Source organism: Cupriavidus sp. 05N40, from assembly GCF_056397305.1.
The window spans coordinates 13,093-27,966 of the sequence record NZ_JBFTND010000090.1 but is presented as its reverse complement, the minus strand read 5'-3'; the positions used below and the strand labels follow the sequence as shown (position 1 = coordinate 27,966).

Genomic DNA, 14,874 nt, shown 5'->3' with positions numbered 1-14,874 from the left:
CCCTTGAGCAGCTCCGCGCGCGGCGAGAATTTCATGAACATCGGCAGCGAGGCCGCACCCACCGCGCCGGCGTTGGCGCCGAAGCAGCCGCGCATCACGCGGGCCGGACGGCGGGCCTCGGGGGCGTTGTCGTCGAGCGCGCGCTGCAGCCGCGCGATCACCGCGTCGAGCAGGCCGGCGTCGATATCGGCGTCGAGGATCACCAGCGGCACGTCCAGCACCGCCAGCGCGGATTGCATGGCCGGCGCCAGTGCGTCGATGCAGTCGTCCAGCCATTCGGCCACGGCAGGATGGCCGGCGCGCACCTGCGTTTCGAGGTCGGCATGGCTGTCCACCGTCACGCCATGGTGCCGCAGGTGGCGCGTCAGCGCGTTGAGCGAGGCACGCGCCAGCAGGATGTCGCGGCTGCGCCCGCCGGGCGGCGCCGAGGCCAGCTTGCTGGGCGGCACCGGCATCATGCCGATGTCGCCGGCATTGCCCGACACACCGCGCACGCAATCGCCGTTGAGCACCACGCCGCCGCCGATGGCGGGGCCGAGGAAGGCATAGAGGAAGTGCTGGGCATGGTGGCCGCCGTAGAACAGCTCGGCCACCGCGGCGGCGGTGCCGTCGTTTTCGCCGAACACCGGCAGCTGCGTGGCATCGGCCAGCTCGGCGGCGAAGTCCACCGCGTCCCAGGCGCGAAAGGTAGCCTGGGACGCCGCGTCCTGCAGGTCCAGCTCGCGCAGCCAGGCGCCGAGGTTGTAGGGCTGGGCCACGCCCACGCCGAGCAGCCGCTTGCGCTCGGCCGGCGCCAGCTGCGCGCGCAGCGCGGCCACGTCGTCGCGCACCAGCGCCAGCGCCTGCTCGGGATGCGGCAGGATCATCTGGTGCGCGCGGCTGGCCAGGATCTCGCCGCCGAAGTCCACCATCACGCATTCGATGCTGGCGCGGTCCAGCCGCACGCCGATGCCGAACGCGCCCTTGGGCTCCAACCGGATCAGGCTGGCCGGCTGGCCGCGCTGCCCGTCCTGGCGGCGCCCCGCCGCGTGGATCAGGCCTTCCTCCGTGAGCGACTGCACGATGCTGCCCACCGCGGTGTTGGTGAGCTGCGCCATGCGCGCCAGGTCGGCCTTGGACGCCTCGCCGGCGTGGCGCAGGGCCAGCAGCAAGGCGCGCTCGTTGTAGAGCCGAAGGCTGGCGGAATTGACGCCGCGGCCGGATTTGCCAGAGGTCATGCTGTCTCCGAAGACTGTTCAGGCGCCGTGCGAATCACTTCTCGATCGGGTCGCGCTATTAATTAATTCACGTTGAATTAAATAAGATGGAGAGGCAGAACTCAAGAAAGGGAAAACCCGCGGAAACCGGTGGGCAGCCGCGCGCGTGTGGCCCACCATGCCTGCGCGGGGCGATGCGAAATCGAAAAGGCGCCCGTACGGGACGGCGCATGCGACGGCCCTACCCTGGCACGCCCACCGTCTCATGCACGGCGATGCCCTCGATGGGGTCCAGCGCGTCATGCCAGGGCGCGGCCGCGATCACCTGCCTGCCATGGGCATGGCCGGCGTTCCAGCGTGCCTCGATGCCATCTTCGCTGAAGTCGATATCCTTGGTCAGGTCTTCGCCGCCGAAGGGTGGCGCCTTCAGTTCCACCACGTGCATGGTGGTATGGCAGCCCCAGCCCAGCAACTCCTTGACCACGGGCGTGCCGCGCTCGGATTCGGGAATATGGCTGGCCAGTTCGCGGATCACGTGCCGCAGCCGGTGCAACTGCTTCTGGCGCGCCAGATGCGTCTCGGTGCGGCTCGAATACTGGATGTCCCGCTGCCGCCCCATCGCTTCCCAGATCGTCTGCGGCTCCGGCCCCTGCACCGGCCAGAGTTGCACGGCGAAGATCACCGAGTCACGGCGCGGGTAGTCGTCGAGCACGGCCTCGATCGGGGTGTTGGAACAGATACCGCCGTCCCAGTACGCCTCGCCCTCGATCCGGATGGCCGGAAATCCCGGCGGCAGCGCGGCGGATGCCAGCAGGTGCTCCATGCTCAGGGCGGCGTCGCGGTTGGTGTAGTAGCACATCCGCCCGCTGCAGACATTGACCATGCCGACGGTCAGCCGCATGTGCTTCTGGTTCAGGTAATCGAAGTCGACCAGCGMGCCGAGCGTCTCGCGCAATGGCGCGGTGGAGTAGAAGCCAGCCTGGTCCACGCCCAGCGGCATGCGCAGCCCCAGCCAGGCGGCGGGATTGGGCGCAAAGAAGTTCGGGATGCCCTGCGTGAGGGTGGCCAGGTTCTGCAAGGTGTTGTCCCCGCCCGAAAGCAGCCGCGTCAGCCCGAGCGGCCCGCGCTGCGCCACGCGCTCCCAGAACTCCCGCAGCCGCGGCAGGCGGTTCTCCGGCTTGTTGCCGGCGATGATCGAACCGTTGATCGCGCCGATCGACGTGCCGATCGCCCAGTCGGGCTCGATGCCTGCTTCGTGCAGCGCCTGGTAGACACCGGCCTGGTAGGCGCCCAGCGCGCCGCCGCCCTGCAGTACGAAGACCACCTGCCCGGGGATCTGCCGGCCGGGCGGGTCGGTGGCGCGATGCTGGTCTTCGGCTGGCTGGGTCCTGGTATCCATGGCGTCGGCTCCTGCGGTCAGGGGGGTGGATCCCGCGCGGGCTCTTGCGGCGCGAGCGGCAGGCGGACCTGGAACGTGGTCTCGCCGGGATGCGACTTGACGTGGATGGCCCCGCCATGCCGGTTGACCACGGTCTGGTAGGAAATATCGAGGCCGAGCCCCGTGCCCTGGCCCGGCGGCTTGGTGGTGAAGAACGGCTCGAACAGATGCGGCATGACATCGGGCGCGATGCCGGGGCCGTTGTCGATGATTTCGACCACGGCGCAGTCAAGCTCGCGGCGGGTGCGGATGACGATCGCGCGCATGATCTCGGAGATACGCTGCGCGCCGCGCCGCGTCTCTTCCATCAGCGCGCGCAGGTCCAGCGTGGCCACCAGCCAGTGCATGCAGGCGATGAACTGCGGCGCCGTCAGGTCTGCCGCGATCTGCGCCAGGCTGTCCCGGTCGATCGCCACCTTCACCAGGCACGGTGCCTGGTAGTGCTCGCCGTAGCCCAGCCGCAGGTCGCGCGCAACGGCGTCCACGACCTCGGGATCGTCGTCGACCGCGATGATGATGGGCTTGTCCATGGCGCTTTGCGAACTCGCAGTGGCGGCTCTGCAGCGTTGCCCCAGAGCCGCCGGGTGCCGGGTGGCCAGTTAAGCCTAGCACTTCAGACCGCACTTGCCAGTGCCATCTGCTCGCCCGGCCGGCGCGTTCGCCCTGTGCGGCACATGCCCCATGCGTAACAAAGCCCCTGCGGGAGCACGTGCGGTGCCATGACGAACATGCATGTCGAGCGCGGGCGACCGCAACCCGGCTGGCCGTGACTTTATTCGCCCGGCCTGTCACAAGCGGACCTCATGAAACGTCCTGTGCCACAGGGATGGCTACATGATGTCGCCGCCCCGAATTTCTCGACGAAGAAGGACACGACATGAAAGTGGTAATCATCGGAGGCAGCGGCCTCATCGCTGGCCGGCGGGAGAACTGCCCTGCCGGCCAGCGCCGCTTCCTGGCCCAGACCTCGATCGGGTAATCCAGGCCAGCTGCGGCGCTCTGCGCCATGGGTTCTACCCGATGGGGTCTACCCGTTGGGCTTTACTCGATAGGCTTTTCCGCCACGGGCAGCTGCATGCCGATGGCCATGCGGTTCCAGGCGTTGATCTGGGCAATCGTCCAGGACAGCTCGACGATTTCCTGATCGCTGAACTGGCACTTCAACGCATCGAAATCGGCATCACGGCTGCCGTGGTATTCGACGAGCTTCGTCATCGTCTCGGCCCAGTTGAGCGCGGCGCGCTCGCGATTGCTGTACAGGCCGGTCTCGCGCCACGTCGACAGGCTGTTGATGCGCTGCCACGTCTCACCTTGCTTGCGCAGATCGCGGGCATGCATGTCGAGGCAGAAGGCGCAGCCGTTGAGTTGCGAGACGCGGGTCTGCACGAGTTCGATCAGGCTCGCGCCGAGCGAAGACTTTGCCGTGGCGGCACTGACGCCGACCATCGCTTGATAAGCCTTGGGAGAGATATCGGTCCAGGGGAGTCGCGGCTGGTTCATGTTTTCACCTTGAGTAAGTGCTTGGGATACACATGCTCAAGACGTCTGAGGGGGCTGGTTTGTGACAGCGAGCTCCCGACCCAGCGCGGCGGCAATGCGCGCAAGCTTGTCGGGATTGCGCTGGACATAGATGCGCACGATGCGCTCACCATCCGTTTCGATGGCCAGGGCCGATTCGATCGCGCCGTTGATGAAGCGCAGCAGGCCCCATTGGCCATTGAGCGTGACGACTTCGAACTGCATGGCGCCGGGATACCGCAGCGTTGTGGCGAGGAAAAGCTGCGCGATACGCTGGCCACCGACGAGCGGAACGCCAAAGCTCGGCACCTTGCCGCCGCCATCGCCGATCAGCTGCGCGTCGTCGGCAAGCATCGCTTTCAGCGCGGTGAACTCGCCGCGTGTCGCGGCGTCGGCGAACCCGCGCAACAGGCGGAGCTGGGTCTCGCGGGGGACCACATGGCGGGGCCGCTCGTCCTGCAACTGTATCTTCGCGCGATGGACGATCTGCCGGCATGCGCTCTCGGTCTTGCCCAGCGCCTCGGCCACTTCGCCATAGTCTGCATCGAACACTTCCCGCAGCAAGAACGCTGCGCGGGCTTCGGGCCCCAGGCGCTCCAGTATCGCGAGAAAGGCGATGGATACGTCGTCGGCGCGCTCCAGGATGTGCTCTGGCGTGACCGGGGATTCGGACAGCAGCGGCTCCGGCAGCCATGTGCCAATGTAGTGTTCGCGCTGGACCTTGGCGGTGCGCAGCCTGTCGATCGCCAGGCGCGTGGTGACGGAAACCAGCCAGGCCTCCGTACTGTCCAGATCCTCGCTTGCGGCTTCGTGCCAGCGCAGCCAGGCGTCCTGCACGACTTCTTCTGCCTCGGCGGCAGAGCCCAGCATGCGATAGGCGATGCCCTGCAAGCGAGGGCGAAGGCGGGTAAAGGTGTCGGTCTTGTCGTTCATGGCAGCCTCTAGACGATTGGCACCCCCGGCTTGTGACATCCGCGCCGGTTCGGAGCCGGCGCCGGATAGCGAGCGCGGTGCGGGGGCGCGGCCTGGCTTCCGCATCGATACCAGACCTGATAGTAGACCGCCGACGGCGGCTCCGGGCATGCCGCGCCGTGCGCGTTGGCCGGTGCGGCGCGAACCGCGGCCAGGTGCCGGCAGCCCCGCCGGCGGCTCGCCGAATATGCGCCATGGAGCACGCTCAAGCTCAAACGGATACCGCGGCCACAGATCCCGGCGAGAAATGCCGGCTGGCTGTCACAAGGCTCGGCCGTACCGTCGGCAGGAACGCGGGCAAGGCCGGGCCGGCGGCGCGTTCCCGCACACCATGCGCGCATCCGCTGGGATGCGGGCGGGGCATGCCGGCCCGGTGCGGGCGCCACGGCACACCCGCCATCCGGCGTTCAATCCTCTTGCGCCGATAGCTCGGATGCGCGCTGGCGGAATTCAAACCCGCCTACGAACGATTCGAAATCCTCGATCGGCAGCGGGTGGCAGAAGTGGTAGCCCTGATAGGCATAACACCCCGCGCCGGCAAGAAAGTCCCGCTGCGCTTCGGTCTCGACGCCTTCGGCTATCACCTGCAGCCCGAGGCTGCGCGCAAGCGCCACGATGGTCTTGGCGATGACGGCATCGTTCGGGTCGACAAGGATGTCACGCACGAACGAGCGGTCGATCTTCAGCTGGTCCAGCGGCAGGCGCTTCAGATAGGACAGCGACGAATATCCGATACCGAAATCGTCCAGCGAGAAAACCACGCCCATGGCCTTGAGCGCTGACATTTTCTCGGCGATGTCCTGCACATTGTCCACCAGCACGCTCTCGGTCAGCTCCAGCCTCAGCCTGTTCGGGTTCGCTCCGGTCTGCTCGATGATGCCCAGCACCTTGTCGACAAAGTCGGGGGCGCGGAACTGGTGGACGCTGACATTCACGGCGATCGTGAGATGGGCCATCCCTGGCTGGCGCGCCCAGCGCGCCAGCTGGTTGCAGGCGATCTCCAGCACCTTGTTCCCCAGCGCAAGGATCAGCCCGGTCTCTTCGGCCAGGGGGATGAATTCGGCCGGCGACACGATGCCACGCACGGGGTGCCGCCAGCGCACCAGCGCTTCGGCGCCCGTGATGCGATTGTCGATGGTCACCTGCGCCTGGTAATGGAGCAGGAACTGGTCTTCGTCGATTGCCTTGCGCAGGCCGACCTCGAGCGCGGCCCGCTCCACCACGACGGCCTGCATGGTCGGATCGAAGAAGCACATCGCATTGCGCCCTCTTTCCTTCGATTTGTACATGGCGAGGTCGGCCTGCTTCAGGAGCTCATCGATGGAGGCCTGATGCCCCTTGAACACGGTCACGCCGATACTTGCGGTGCTGCGATACTCGATGCCGGCCAGATGATAGGGATTGCCGAGAACGGCGAGGATTTTCTCGCCCGCCGCTTCGGTCTGGCTGGCCGCTTCCTGCCGGTTTCCGCTCAGGCCTCCGAGCACGACGACGAATTCGTCGCCGCCTACCCGTGCCACCGTGTCGCCCTCGCGGACGCTGGCGGTCAGGCGCTCGGCGACTTGCTGCAGCAGCAGGTCGCCCTTGTCGTGGCCCAGCGTATCGTTGAGCGTCTTGAAGTTGTCTACGTCAACGAACAACAACGCGCCGGAGGCTTCGCTCTGCGCGCTGACCGCGATGGCCTGCTTCAGGCGATCGGCCAGCAAGGTACGGTTGGGCAGCCGCGTCAGGGCATCGAAGAAGGCCAGTTCCTTGATCCGGTCTTCGGCGATCTTGCGCTCGGTAATGTCGTGATGCGTGCCGACATAGTGCGTCACCCGCCCGTCCCGTCCGCGCACCGCTGCAATCGTGAGCCATTTCGGGTAGATCTCGCCATTCTTGCGGCGATCCCAGATCTCGCCCTGCCATCCGCCCACGCGGTGGATGGTGTCCCACATGTCACGGAAGAACGCTTCGTCATGACGCCCCGACTTGAGTATGCGCGGCGTCTTGCCCACCACCTCGTCGGCCGTGTAGCCGGTACCCTCGGTGAATGCCGAGTTGACGCGCAGGATAGTGCCGCTGGCATCGGTGACCATCATGCCTTCCAGCGAATCGAAGGCGACCGCGGCGATACGAAGCTCGGCGTCGAGCAGCTTGCGCTCGGTGATGTCGCGCCCGCTGAGCCGGAAGCCCGTGAACATGCCCCTGGCATCGTGGAATGGCCCCCAGGAGACGGAAAGCCAGAGCAGCGAGCCATCCTTGCGCAGGCAGCGGAACTCGAGATCGTCGCCGCGAAGCCCCTGGCGCCCCTTCAGGAGCTCAAGCGCGACACGCGGAAAATCTTCGGGATGGACCAGGGTGCCGGCGAAGTCGCGCATCGCCAGGCATTCTTCCACGGCGTAGCCGGTGTACTCCATGACCGACGGATTGATCCAGCGTGGCTTGCCGTCCAGCCCCCACCAGATCTCCAGGTTGACCGTGCAGTCGGCGATGGCGCGGAATTTCTCTTCGCTCTCGCGGAGTTCCCTGGTCATGTTGGAGGCCAGCCGCAGCGCGCGGCTGCGGCCTGTCACCATGACCCAGGCCAGCAGCGCGAGCAGCAGGCTCAGGCCCGCGCCCGTGCCGGCGATCAGTGTCTGCGAGTTGCGTCCGAAGCGGGCCTTGAAGTCATGGTGGGCGGCCATGGAGAGCATCCAGTTGTGCCCTCCCACGACCAGGTACTCACTGGCCGACAAGGCTGAACCCGGGTGCCCCGCCCTGGCGTCGGGCGAACGATAGAGAAGTGCCGCCGTGGATGGCTCGACACCGTCGTAGATGGTCAGAGAGAGGCCGGGCGGCTGCTCGCCGTAGAGGCTGGCGATCACCTCCCGCATGCGGAACGACGCGTAGACCCAGCCCACCAGGCTGGCACGACGCTGGGCGACGGTATCCTGTGGCTGGCCGCGCGCATATAACGGGAGGTACATCACGAAACTGGGGTCCTCGTCCGCCTGCGCGTCCACGGCCAGCTGCACCTTCCCGGACACCGTGGCCAGGCCCGAATCGCGCGCCCGTTCCATGGCGAGCCGCCGCTCGGGGCTGGCCCAGGCGTCGAAGCCGAGCACGCGCGCCTTGGCTTCGGCATACGGTTCGCGCTGAATGATCGGGGCGTAGCCGCCGCGCGCGCCGTCGGGCCGGATGTCGTAGCCGGCGATGCCGAGCCGGCGCATTGCCTCGACATGGGCGTCCTTGCCGGGCGCCGACACCCACTTGACGACGCCGACGGCCTGGATGCCGGACAAGTTCCCATCGAGGTTGATCGCGCCGACGTAGTCGCGGAAACTGCCGCGGTCCATCGTGCCGGTGGCGGCAAACATGCCATGCACGCCCCGCAGCATCTGCTCGTAGGTGGCCATCCGCTGCTCGATGCGGCTGACGGCATCGCCCAGCGCGAAATCGAACTGGGACTGTACTTCATGCCGGGAGGCTTGCCGTTCGTGGTCCCAGACTGCCCATGTCACACCGAGCCCGGTGCACAGGATCAGCAAGGGGAGCAGGATCAGGCGAGCCCAGCTCACAGCGGTGCCTTGAAATCGACCATGGAGTCGACCAGATCGCGCTTGAAGTACTTCTCGAAGATCCGGCGCACGGTGCCGTCCGCGCGCATGTCGTTCACCAGCGCACGCCACTTGTCCTGCTCGGCCACCGGCAGCGCCTTCTTCGACATGATCAGGCCGTGCGGAACGGCCGGGTCGTTGAACTCGACGACCGCGGTGACATCGCGAATCCGCTTTGCGTCGAGAGCCGGGTAGTCGAAGGGCTCGATGATCATGCCCTGGATGCGCTGGCGCACCAGCGCCTCGTACAGCGGCTCCAGCCCGCCGGCCTGGCTGACGCGGTTGGCTGCCGCGAGCTTGTCCACCAGCTGGTTGGCGGAATCGCTGTAGCGGAAACTGCGGATCACGCCGAGTTGAAACTGGTCGTTATGCTCGAAATCGGACAGCTTGCCGATGCCGGCGTCCTTGCGCACCAGCAAATAGTATTTATTGCTGAAGTACCAGGCGAAGGAGGCGTACTGATTGCGTTCGGCGCTGGCGATGCCGGACAGGCTGAAATCGAGTGCGCCGGACTCGATCAGCTTCCAGATGCGGGCGCGCGACATAAGGCTGACCCTGACCTGGCAGCCGCTGCGCCGGACCAGTTCGTCGGCGAAATCCTTGTCGATGCCTGTATCGGTTTCGAGCGAATAAAGCAGGCCATGGTCATGCAGCGCTAGCGTGAACGGGCGTGAGCAATCAGGTCCGCTCGCGACTGCGGTGCCCAGACAGCACAGCGCAAGCAGCAACCCGCAAAGTCCATGTCGTATCACAGCCTTACCCCGCAAAATTGTATTGATGCAAATCGTCTTCTTATGATCGCGGCCGGTGCCGGGCCCGATGCCGCGATAAGTCCTGCCTGTTTTCCTTGCCCCGTCAACCCGGCGGGCAAGACTCCATTTCCCTCCGCGCCCGGTCCCCACCGGGCACTACCAGCATTGCGCGCTGCCAGGCCGGGAAGCCCTTGAATGCGGCTTTCTCCGGCGCCCTGCGGAAAAACAACCCGCAGTGGCCGCATCGCCCCGCAATTATCCAGCAATAGCGCGGATACTGCCGAGGCATATCAACTGGCAGAGCCAGCATGCTCTCACGCGGGTGCCTGCGTGGGAAGTGTCAGGCCGCATTCCACGCTCGCCCTTCCTGCCAGCGCGCGCACGCCGCGCAACACTGTATATGCATCCAGTATTGCACGCAGGGGCATGATCAGGGCCGCGCCGCATGGCCGGGTGCCATGACGCGGGTGGGTCGGGATGGTGGGGATGGTGGGGATGGTGGTGCCGAAGACCGCGACCCATGCGGGCCGCCTGCCCGGGAGGCCATCGGGGCGGCGGCGCCAACCGCCGCGTCGGGCGGGCGCCGCCGCCCCTGGCCGGGCACGGCGCTCAGGCTCGCGCGTCCGCCGGCGTCCGGGGATGCGGCAACGAGCCTCGCCGCATCAGGCCCGCAGGGCCGCCAGGACTTGGGGGTTGGCGATGTTCTGCGGCGAGCCCGCAAAGAAGGCGTTGATGTTGTCGAAGGCGGTGCCGAAGTACGCCTCATAGTTGTCGCGCTCGACAAAGCCGATGTGCGGGGTGCAGAGCGCGTTGTCAAGATGGAGCAAGGGATGCCCGGCGTCCAGCACCGGTTCTTGCTCGTAGGCATCGACCGCGGCAAAACCCGGGYGGCCGGCGCGCAGTGCCGCCGCCAGCGCCCCCGGCGCCACCAGCTCCGCGCGGCTCGTATTGACCAGCAGCGCGGTCGGGCGCATGCGCGCGAGGTCGGCCGCGCCGATCAATCCCTCGGTCTCGGCGTTCAGCCGGATATGCAGGCTGATGATATCGCTTTCGGCAAAGAAGGCATCCCGCGACGGCGCCACCTCGAAACCGTCGGCCCGGGCGTCCGCCACCGACCCTTCCCGGCCCCACACCCAGACCTGCATGCCGAAGGCCCGGCCGTAGGCGGCGACCTGCCTGCCGATGCGGCCATAGCTCCAGACGCCAAGCCGCTGGCCCCGCAACTCCTGCCCCAGCGCGCCTTGCCAGCCGCCGCTGCGCAGCCGGTTGACCTCGGCGACCAGGTGGCGGCGGCTTGCCAGCATCAATGCCCACGTCAGCTCCGCCGTGGCAGCGCCCGACCCCGTGCCCTCGGCCACCGCGATCCCGCGCGCCGTGCAGGCATCCAGGTCGATATGCCCGGCGACCTTGCCGGTCTGGCTGATCAGCCGCAGCCCGGGCAGGCGGTCGAGCAGGGCCGCCGTGATCTGGGTGCGCTCGCGCGTCAGCACCAGCGCGTCGGCTGCGCCGAAGCGGTCGGCCAGCGCATCGAGGGTCTTGACGTTGTCATGGAAGACGGCGACGTCGTGACCGGCGAGCCGGGAAAAGCAGCGCAGCTCACGGACGCAGCGCTGGTAGTCGTCGGGAATGACAATTCGCATGATTGGGGCTCCGGAGGGATCTTGCTGGAATTGCTGGAATTGCTGGAATGATCGGGCTTGTCGGGCTTGTCGGGCTTGTCGGGCTTGTCGGGCTTGTCGGGCTTGTCGGGCTTACTGGAGGGCGATATGCAGTTGCTCGACCACGCCCCGCCAGCTGGCCAGGTCCTTGCGGATCAGCTCGCCGAACTCGGCCGGCGCCATGCCGCCGGGCTCGATGCCTTGTGCCTTCAGGTAGCGCTGCCCGGGCTCGCTCTGGATAGCGCGCCGCGCTTCCTGGTACAGCCGCTGCTGGATATCGGCCGGCGTGCCGCTACGGACCAGGATGCCATACCAGGCGTGGATATCGAATCCGGGATAGCCGGAGGCGGCAATGGTCGGGACATCGGGCAGCACCGACGCCCCGCGACTGGGGGCCAGCGCCAGGGCGCGCAGCTTGCCCGACCTCAGGTAAGGCAAGGCGGTCGGCACGTCGAGGAACATGAACTGGATCTGCCCGCCCAGCAGATCGGTCAGCGCCGGCGAGGCGCCGCGGTAAGGCGCGTGCACGGCGCGGATGCCCGCGCGCTGCGCGAACATCGCGCCGGCAAGATGGGCGGAGGTCCCATTCCCGGACGAACCGTAGTTCATGGTACCGGGAGATTTGCGCGCCATGTCGACCAGGTCCTGCAGCGTGCGGGCCGGATAATCACCGCGCACCACCAGCGCATGCGGGATGAAGCCGACCACCGTGACCGGCGCGAAGTCCCGGTCCGCCGCGAAAGGCAGCGTCGGCATCAACGCCGGATTCGTGACCAGGGTGATCGACGACAGGACCATGCTGTAGCCATCGGCCGGCGCGTTGGCAATGGCACCGAGGCCGATGATGCCCCCGGCGCCCGGCCGGTTTTCCACCACCACCGGCTGCGTCAGCCTGGTACCCATCTCGCGCGAAAGCATGCGTGCGATGCCATCGACGGGGCCACCCGCGGCGAACGGCACCACCAGCCGCAGCGGCTTGTCCGGAAAGCCGCCAGCCTGCGCGCGCGCAAGCCAGGCGCCGCAGAATGCCGCGGGCGCGGCCAGCAGCAACGCCCTGCGGCGACGAAGAATGTGGGCCATGCCAGGTCTCCTTGTTCTCGGCGCCAGCGATGCTGGCGTGCCGTATTTCGGCCGAGTTTAGGAGAAGCTACTGTAAAAACCACCGGTCATTTCCGGCCAATGGAAATGCGGGCGTTTGCACCCCGATCCCGGGGCGCCTTGTCTCATACATTGAGTATCCCGGCATGCCGCACCGCCGGTGCCCCGCGAGCCTGCGACGCCCTCGCCCACACGAAAAGAAAAGGCCGGAAGGCATGATGCGCGGCGCAAGCCCGCAGCGTCACACGGCGGCCCGCAGGGCCTGGGCCGCCGCGACCATATTGGTCAGGGCCGGGATCACCTCTTCCCACGCGCGCGTCTTCAGGCCGCAGTCGGGATTCACCCACAGCCGTTCGGCCGGAATACGCTCTGCCGCCTTCTTCATCAGTTGCACGATGTGCTCCTGCGTCGGAATGTTCGGCGAGTGGATGTCGTAGACGCCCGGGCCGATCTCGTTCGGATACCTGAAGTTGTCGAACGCGTCGAGCAGCTCCATATCGGAGCGGGAGGTCTCGATGGTGATGACGTCCGCGTCCATGTCGGCGATCGACGCGATGATGTCGTTGAACTCCGAATAGCACATGTGGGTGTGGATCTGGGTCTCGTCCTGCACGCCATTGGCGGTGATACGGAAGGACTCCACCGCCCAGCGCAGGTACTCGCTCCACTGGGCCTTGCGCAGCGGCAGGCCTTCGCGCAGCGCCGCCTCGTCGATCTGGATCACGCGCACGCCGGCCTTCTCGAGGTCCAGCACCTCCTCGCGGATGGCAAGGGCGAGCTGGTGGCAGGACACCGAGCGCGGCTGGTCGTCGCGCACGAAGGACCAGTTCAGGATCGTCACCGGGCCGGTCAGCATGCCCTTCATGGGCTTGGCGGTCAGCGATTGCGCGTACTTGATCCACGCCACCGTCATGGCCTTCGGGCGGCTGATGTCGCCGAACAGGATGGGCGGCTTCACGCAACGCGAGCCATAGGACTGCACCCAGCCGAACTGGCTGAAGGCGTAGCCGTCGAGTTGCTCGCCAAAGTACTCGACCATGTCGTTGCGCTCGGCTTCGCCGTGCACCAGCACATCCAGGCCAAGCGCCTCCTGTTCGCGCACGCTGCGGGCGATCTCGGCCTGCATCACGGCCCTGTAGCCGGCTTCGTCGAGCTCGCCACTGCGGAACTTGCTGCGTGCCTGGCGGATGTCGCCGGTCTGCGGGAACGATCCGATGGTGGTGGTCGGATAGGCCGGCAGTTGCAGCAGGGCCGCTTGCTTGGGCGCGCGCGCCGTATAGGGGCTGGCGCGCCTGCCGAGCGCGGCGTCGAGCCTGGCGATGGCGGCCTTGACGGCAGGATTGTGCACGCGGGGCGAGGCGCGACGGCTGGCGATGGCGGCCTGGTTGCCGGCCAGCGCGCCGGCCACGGCTGCGCGTCCCTGGTTCAGCGCCCTGGCAACGACTTGCAGCTCGTCGAGCTTCTGCTGGGCAAAGGCGAGCCACGAGCGGATGTCGGCGTCGAGCTTCTGTTCGCTGTCGAGATCGACCGGGACATGCAGCAGCGAACAGGACGGTGCCACCCACAGCCGGTCGCCCAGCTGTGCATGGACCGGCTCCAGCCAGTCGAGCACCGCCAGCAGGTCGGACTTCCAGATGTTGCGGCCGTTGATCACGCCCAGCGACAGTATCTTGTCCGCGGGCAGCCTCGCCACCAGCTCTTGCACTTCGGCGCGCGCATTGATGGCATCGAGGTGCAGGCCTTGCACCGGCAGTTCGAGCGCCAGCGGGAGATTTTCCAGCAGCTGCCCGAAGTAGGTCGCCAGCAAGACCCTGACCTTGCCCTGCTTCAACGCCTGGTACGCCGTGACGAAGGCTTGCTGCCATGCCGCGCCGAGTTCGGTCACCAGCGCCGGCTCGTCGATCTGCACCCATTCGATGCCTTGCGCGGCCAGCTCGGCGAGCAGCTCGGCATAGACCGGCAGCAGACGCGGCAGCAGCGCCAGTTTGTCCGAATCGTCCTTGGCCTTGCCTAGCCACAGGTAGGTGACCGGACCGATGATGACAGGCTTGGCCTTCACGCCGAGGGCCCGTGCCTGCGCGAGCTGCTCCAGCAGGCGGGAGCTATCGAGCGAGAACTCGGTGGCCGCGCTGAACTCAGGGACGATGTAGTGATAGTTGGTGTCGAACCACTTGGTCATCTCGCCCGCGGCGACGCCGCCGCCGCAGCAGGCGCTGTGGTCTTCGGTACCCCGGGCCGAGCGCCCGCGCGCCACGCGGAAGTAGTTGTCGAGTGCATCGCCATGGAAGCCGCGCACGCGCTCGGGCAGGTTGCCAAGGGTGAAACTCATGTCGAGCACCTGGTCGTAGAAGGCAAAGTCGCCTACCGGCACCAGGTCGAGGCCAGCCTGGATTTCCCAGTGCCGCTGCCGCAGCTGCGCACCCAGCGCCTTCAGCTCGTCGCGCGAGGATTGCCCCTTCCAGTAGGACTCTTGCGCAAACTTCAGTTCGCGCTTTGCGCCGATGCGCGGAAAGCCGAGGTTGTGTGTGATTGCCATGATGGAGCGCTCCGTAAAGATCGAGGGCCATCATAGGTCTTTGCAAACATGAAATAAATTGGCATTATTTCATCAGGTTATTAGTCTGGCTCATATCAGGCACGGGCGCCGGGCCTGGGAACCTGCGC

The 14,874-nt window shown here is 66.8% G+C and carries 10 protein-coding genes; all 10 read right to left on the bottom strand.

Annotation, left to right across the window (positions count from 1 at the left end; translation table 11 throughout):
* Positions 1–1,217, bottom strand: a 1,217-nt coding sequence (locus AC1DO7_RS21360) for an ROK family transcriptional regulator (RefSeq protein ID WP_477116539.1), incomplete at its 3' end; no start/stop codon positions are given.
* Between the two features lie 220 nt (positions 1,218–1,437).
* Complete coding sequence (locus AC1DO7_RS21355; RefSeq protein ID WP_477116538.1) at positions 1,438–2,595, bottom strand: patatin-like phospholipase family protein; 1,158 nt, start codon at positions 2,593–2,595, stop codon at positions 1,438–1,440.
* Positions 2,596–2,612: 17 nt separating this feature from the next.
* Complete coding sequence (locus AC1DO7_RS21350) at positions 2,613–3,164, bottom strand: sensor histidine kinase (RefSeq protein ID WP_441622489.1); 552 nt, start codon at positions 3,162–3,164, stop codon at positions 2,613–2,615.
* 511 nt (positions 3,165–3,675) lie between these two features.
* A complete protein-coding gene (locus tag AC1DO7_RS21345) occupies positions 3,676–4,134 on the bottom strand; it encodes a carboxymuconolactone decarboxylase family protein (protein ID WP_441622487.1) in 459 nt (152 codons plus the stop codon).
* 36 nt (positions 4,135–4,170) lie between these two features.
* On the bottom strand, positions 4,171–5,085 hold the full coding sequence (locus AC1DO7_RS21340) for an RNA polymerase sigma-70 factor (protein WP_441622485.1): 915 nt from the start codon (positions 5,083–5,085) through the stop codon (positions 4,171–4,173).
* A 446-nt stretch (positions 5,086–5,531) separates the two neighbouring features.
* Positions 5,532–8,663 carry a bifunctional diguanylate cyclase/phosphodiesterase gene (locus AC1DO7_RS21335; protein WP_441622483.1) on the bottom strand — a complete coding sequence of 1,044 codons (3,132 nt, stop codon included), beginning with the start codon at positions 8,661–8,663 and terminating at the stop codon, positions 5,532–5,534.
* The gene (locus AC1DO7_RS21330; RefSeq protein WP_441622511.1) at positions 8,660–9,454 is read right to left on the bottom strand and encodes a substrate-binding periplasmic protein; all 795 of its coding nucleotides are present in this window, start codon (positions 9,452–9,454) and stop codon (positions 8,660–8,662) included. Before AC1DO7_RS21330 ends, AC1DO7_RS21335 begins: the two co-directional genes overlap by 4 nt.
* 662 nt (positions 9,455–10,116) lie before the next feature.
* A complete protein-coding gene (locus AC1DO7_RS21325; RefSeq protein WP_477116537.1) occupies positions 10,117–11,094 on the bottom strand; it encodes a D-2-hydroxyacid dehydrogenase family protein in 978 nt (325 codons plus the stop codon).
* A gap of 111 nt (positions 11,095–11,205) precedes the next feature.
* On the bottom strand, positions 11,206–12,192 hold the full coding sequence (locus tag AC1DO7_RS21320; RefSeq protein ID WP_441622479.1) for a tripartite tricarboxylate transporter substrate binding protein: 987 nt from the start codon (positions 12,190–12,192) through the stop codon (positions 11,206–11,208).
* 259 nt (positions 12,193–12,451) lie between these two features.
* Positions 12,452–14,746: a 5-methyltetrahydropteroyltriglutamate--homocysteine S-methyltransferase gene (gene metE / locus AC1DO7_RS21315; RefSeq protein WP_441622477.1), complete on the bottom strand. Its 2,295-nt coding sequence runs from the start codon at positions 14,744–14,746 to the stop codon at positions 12,452–12,454.
* Positions 14,747–14,874 lie beyond the last annotated feature (128 nt).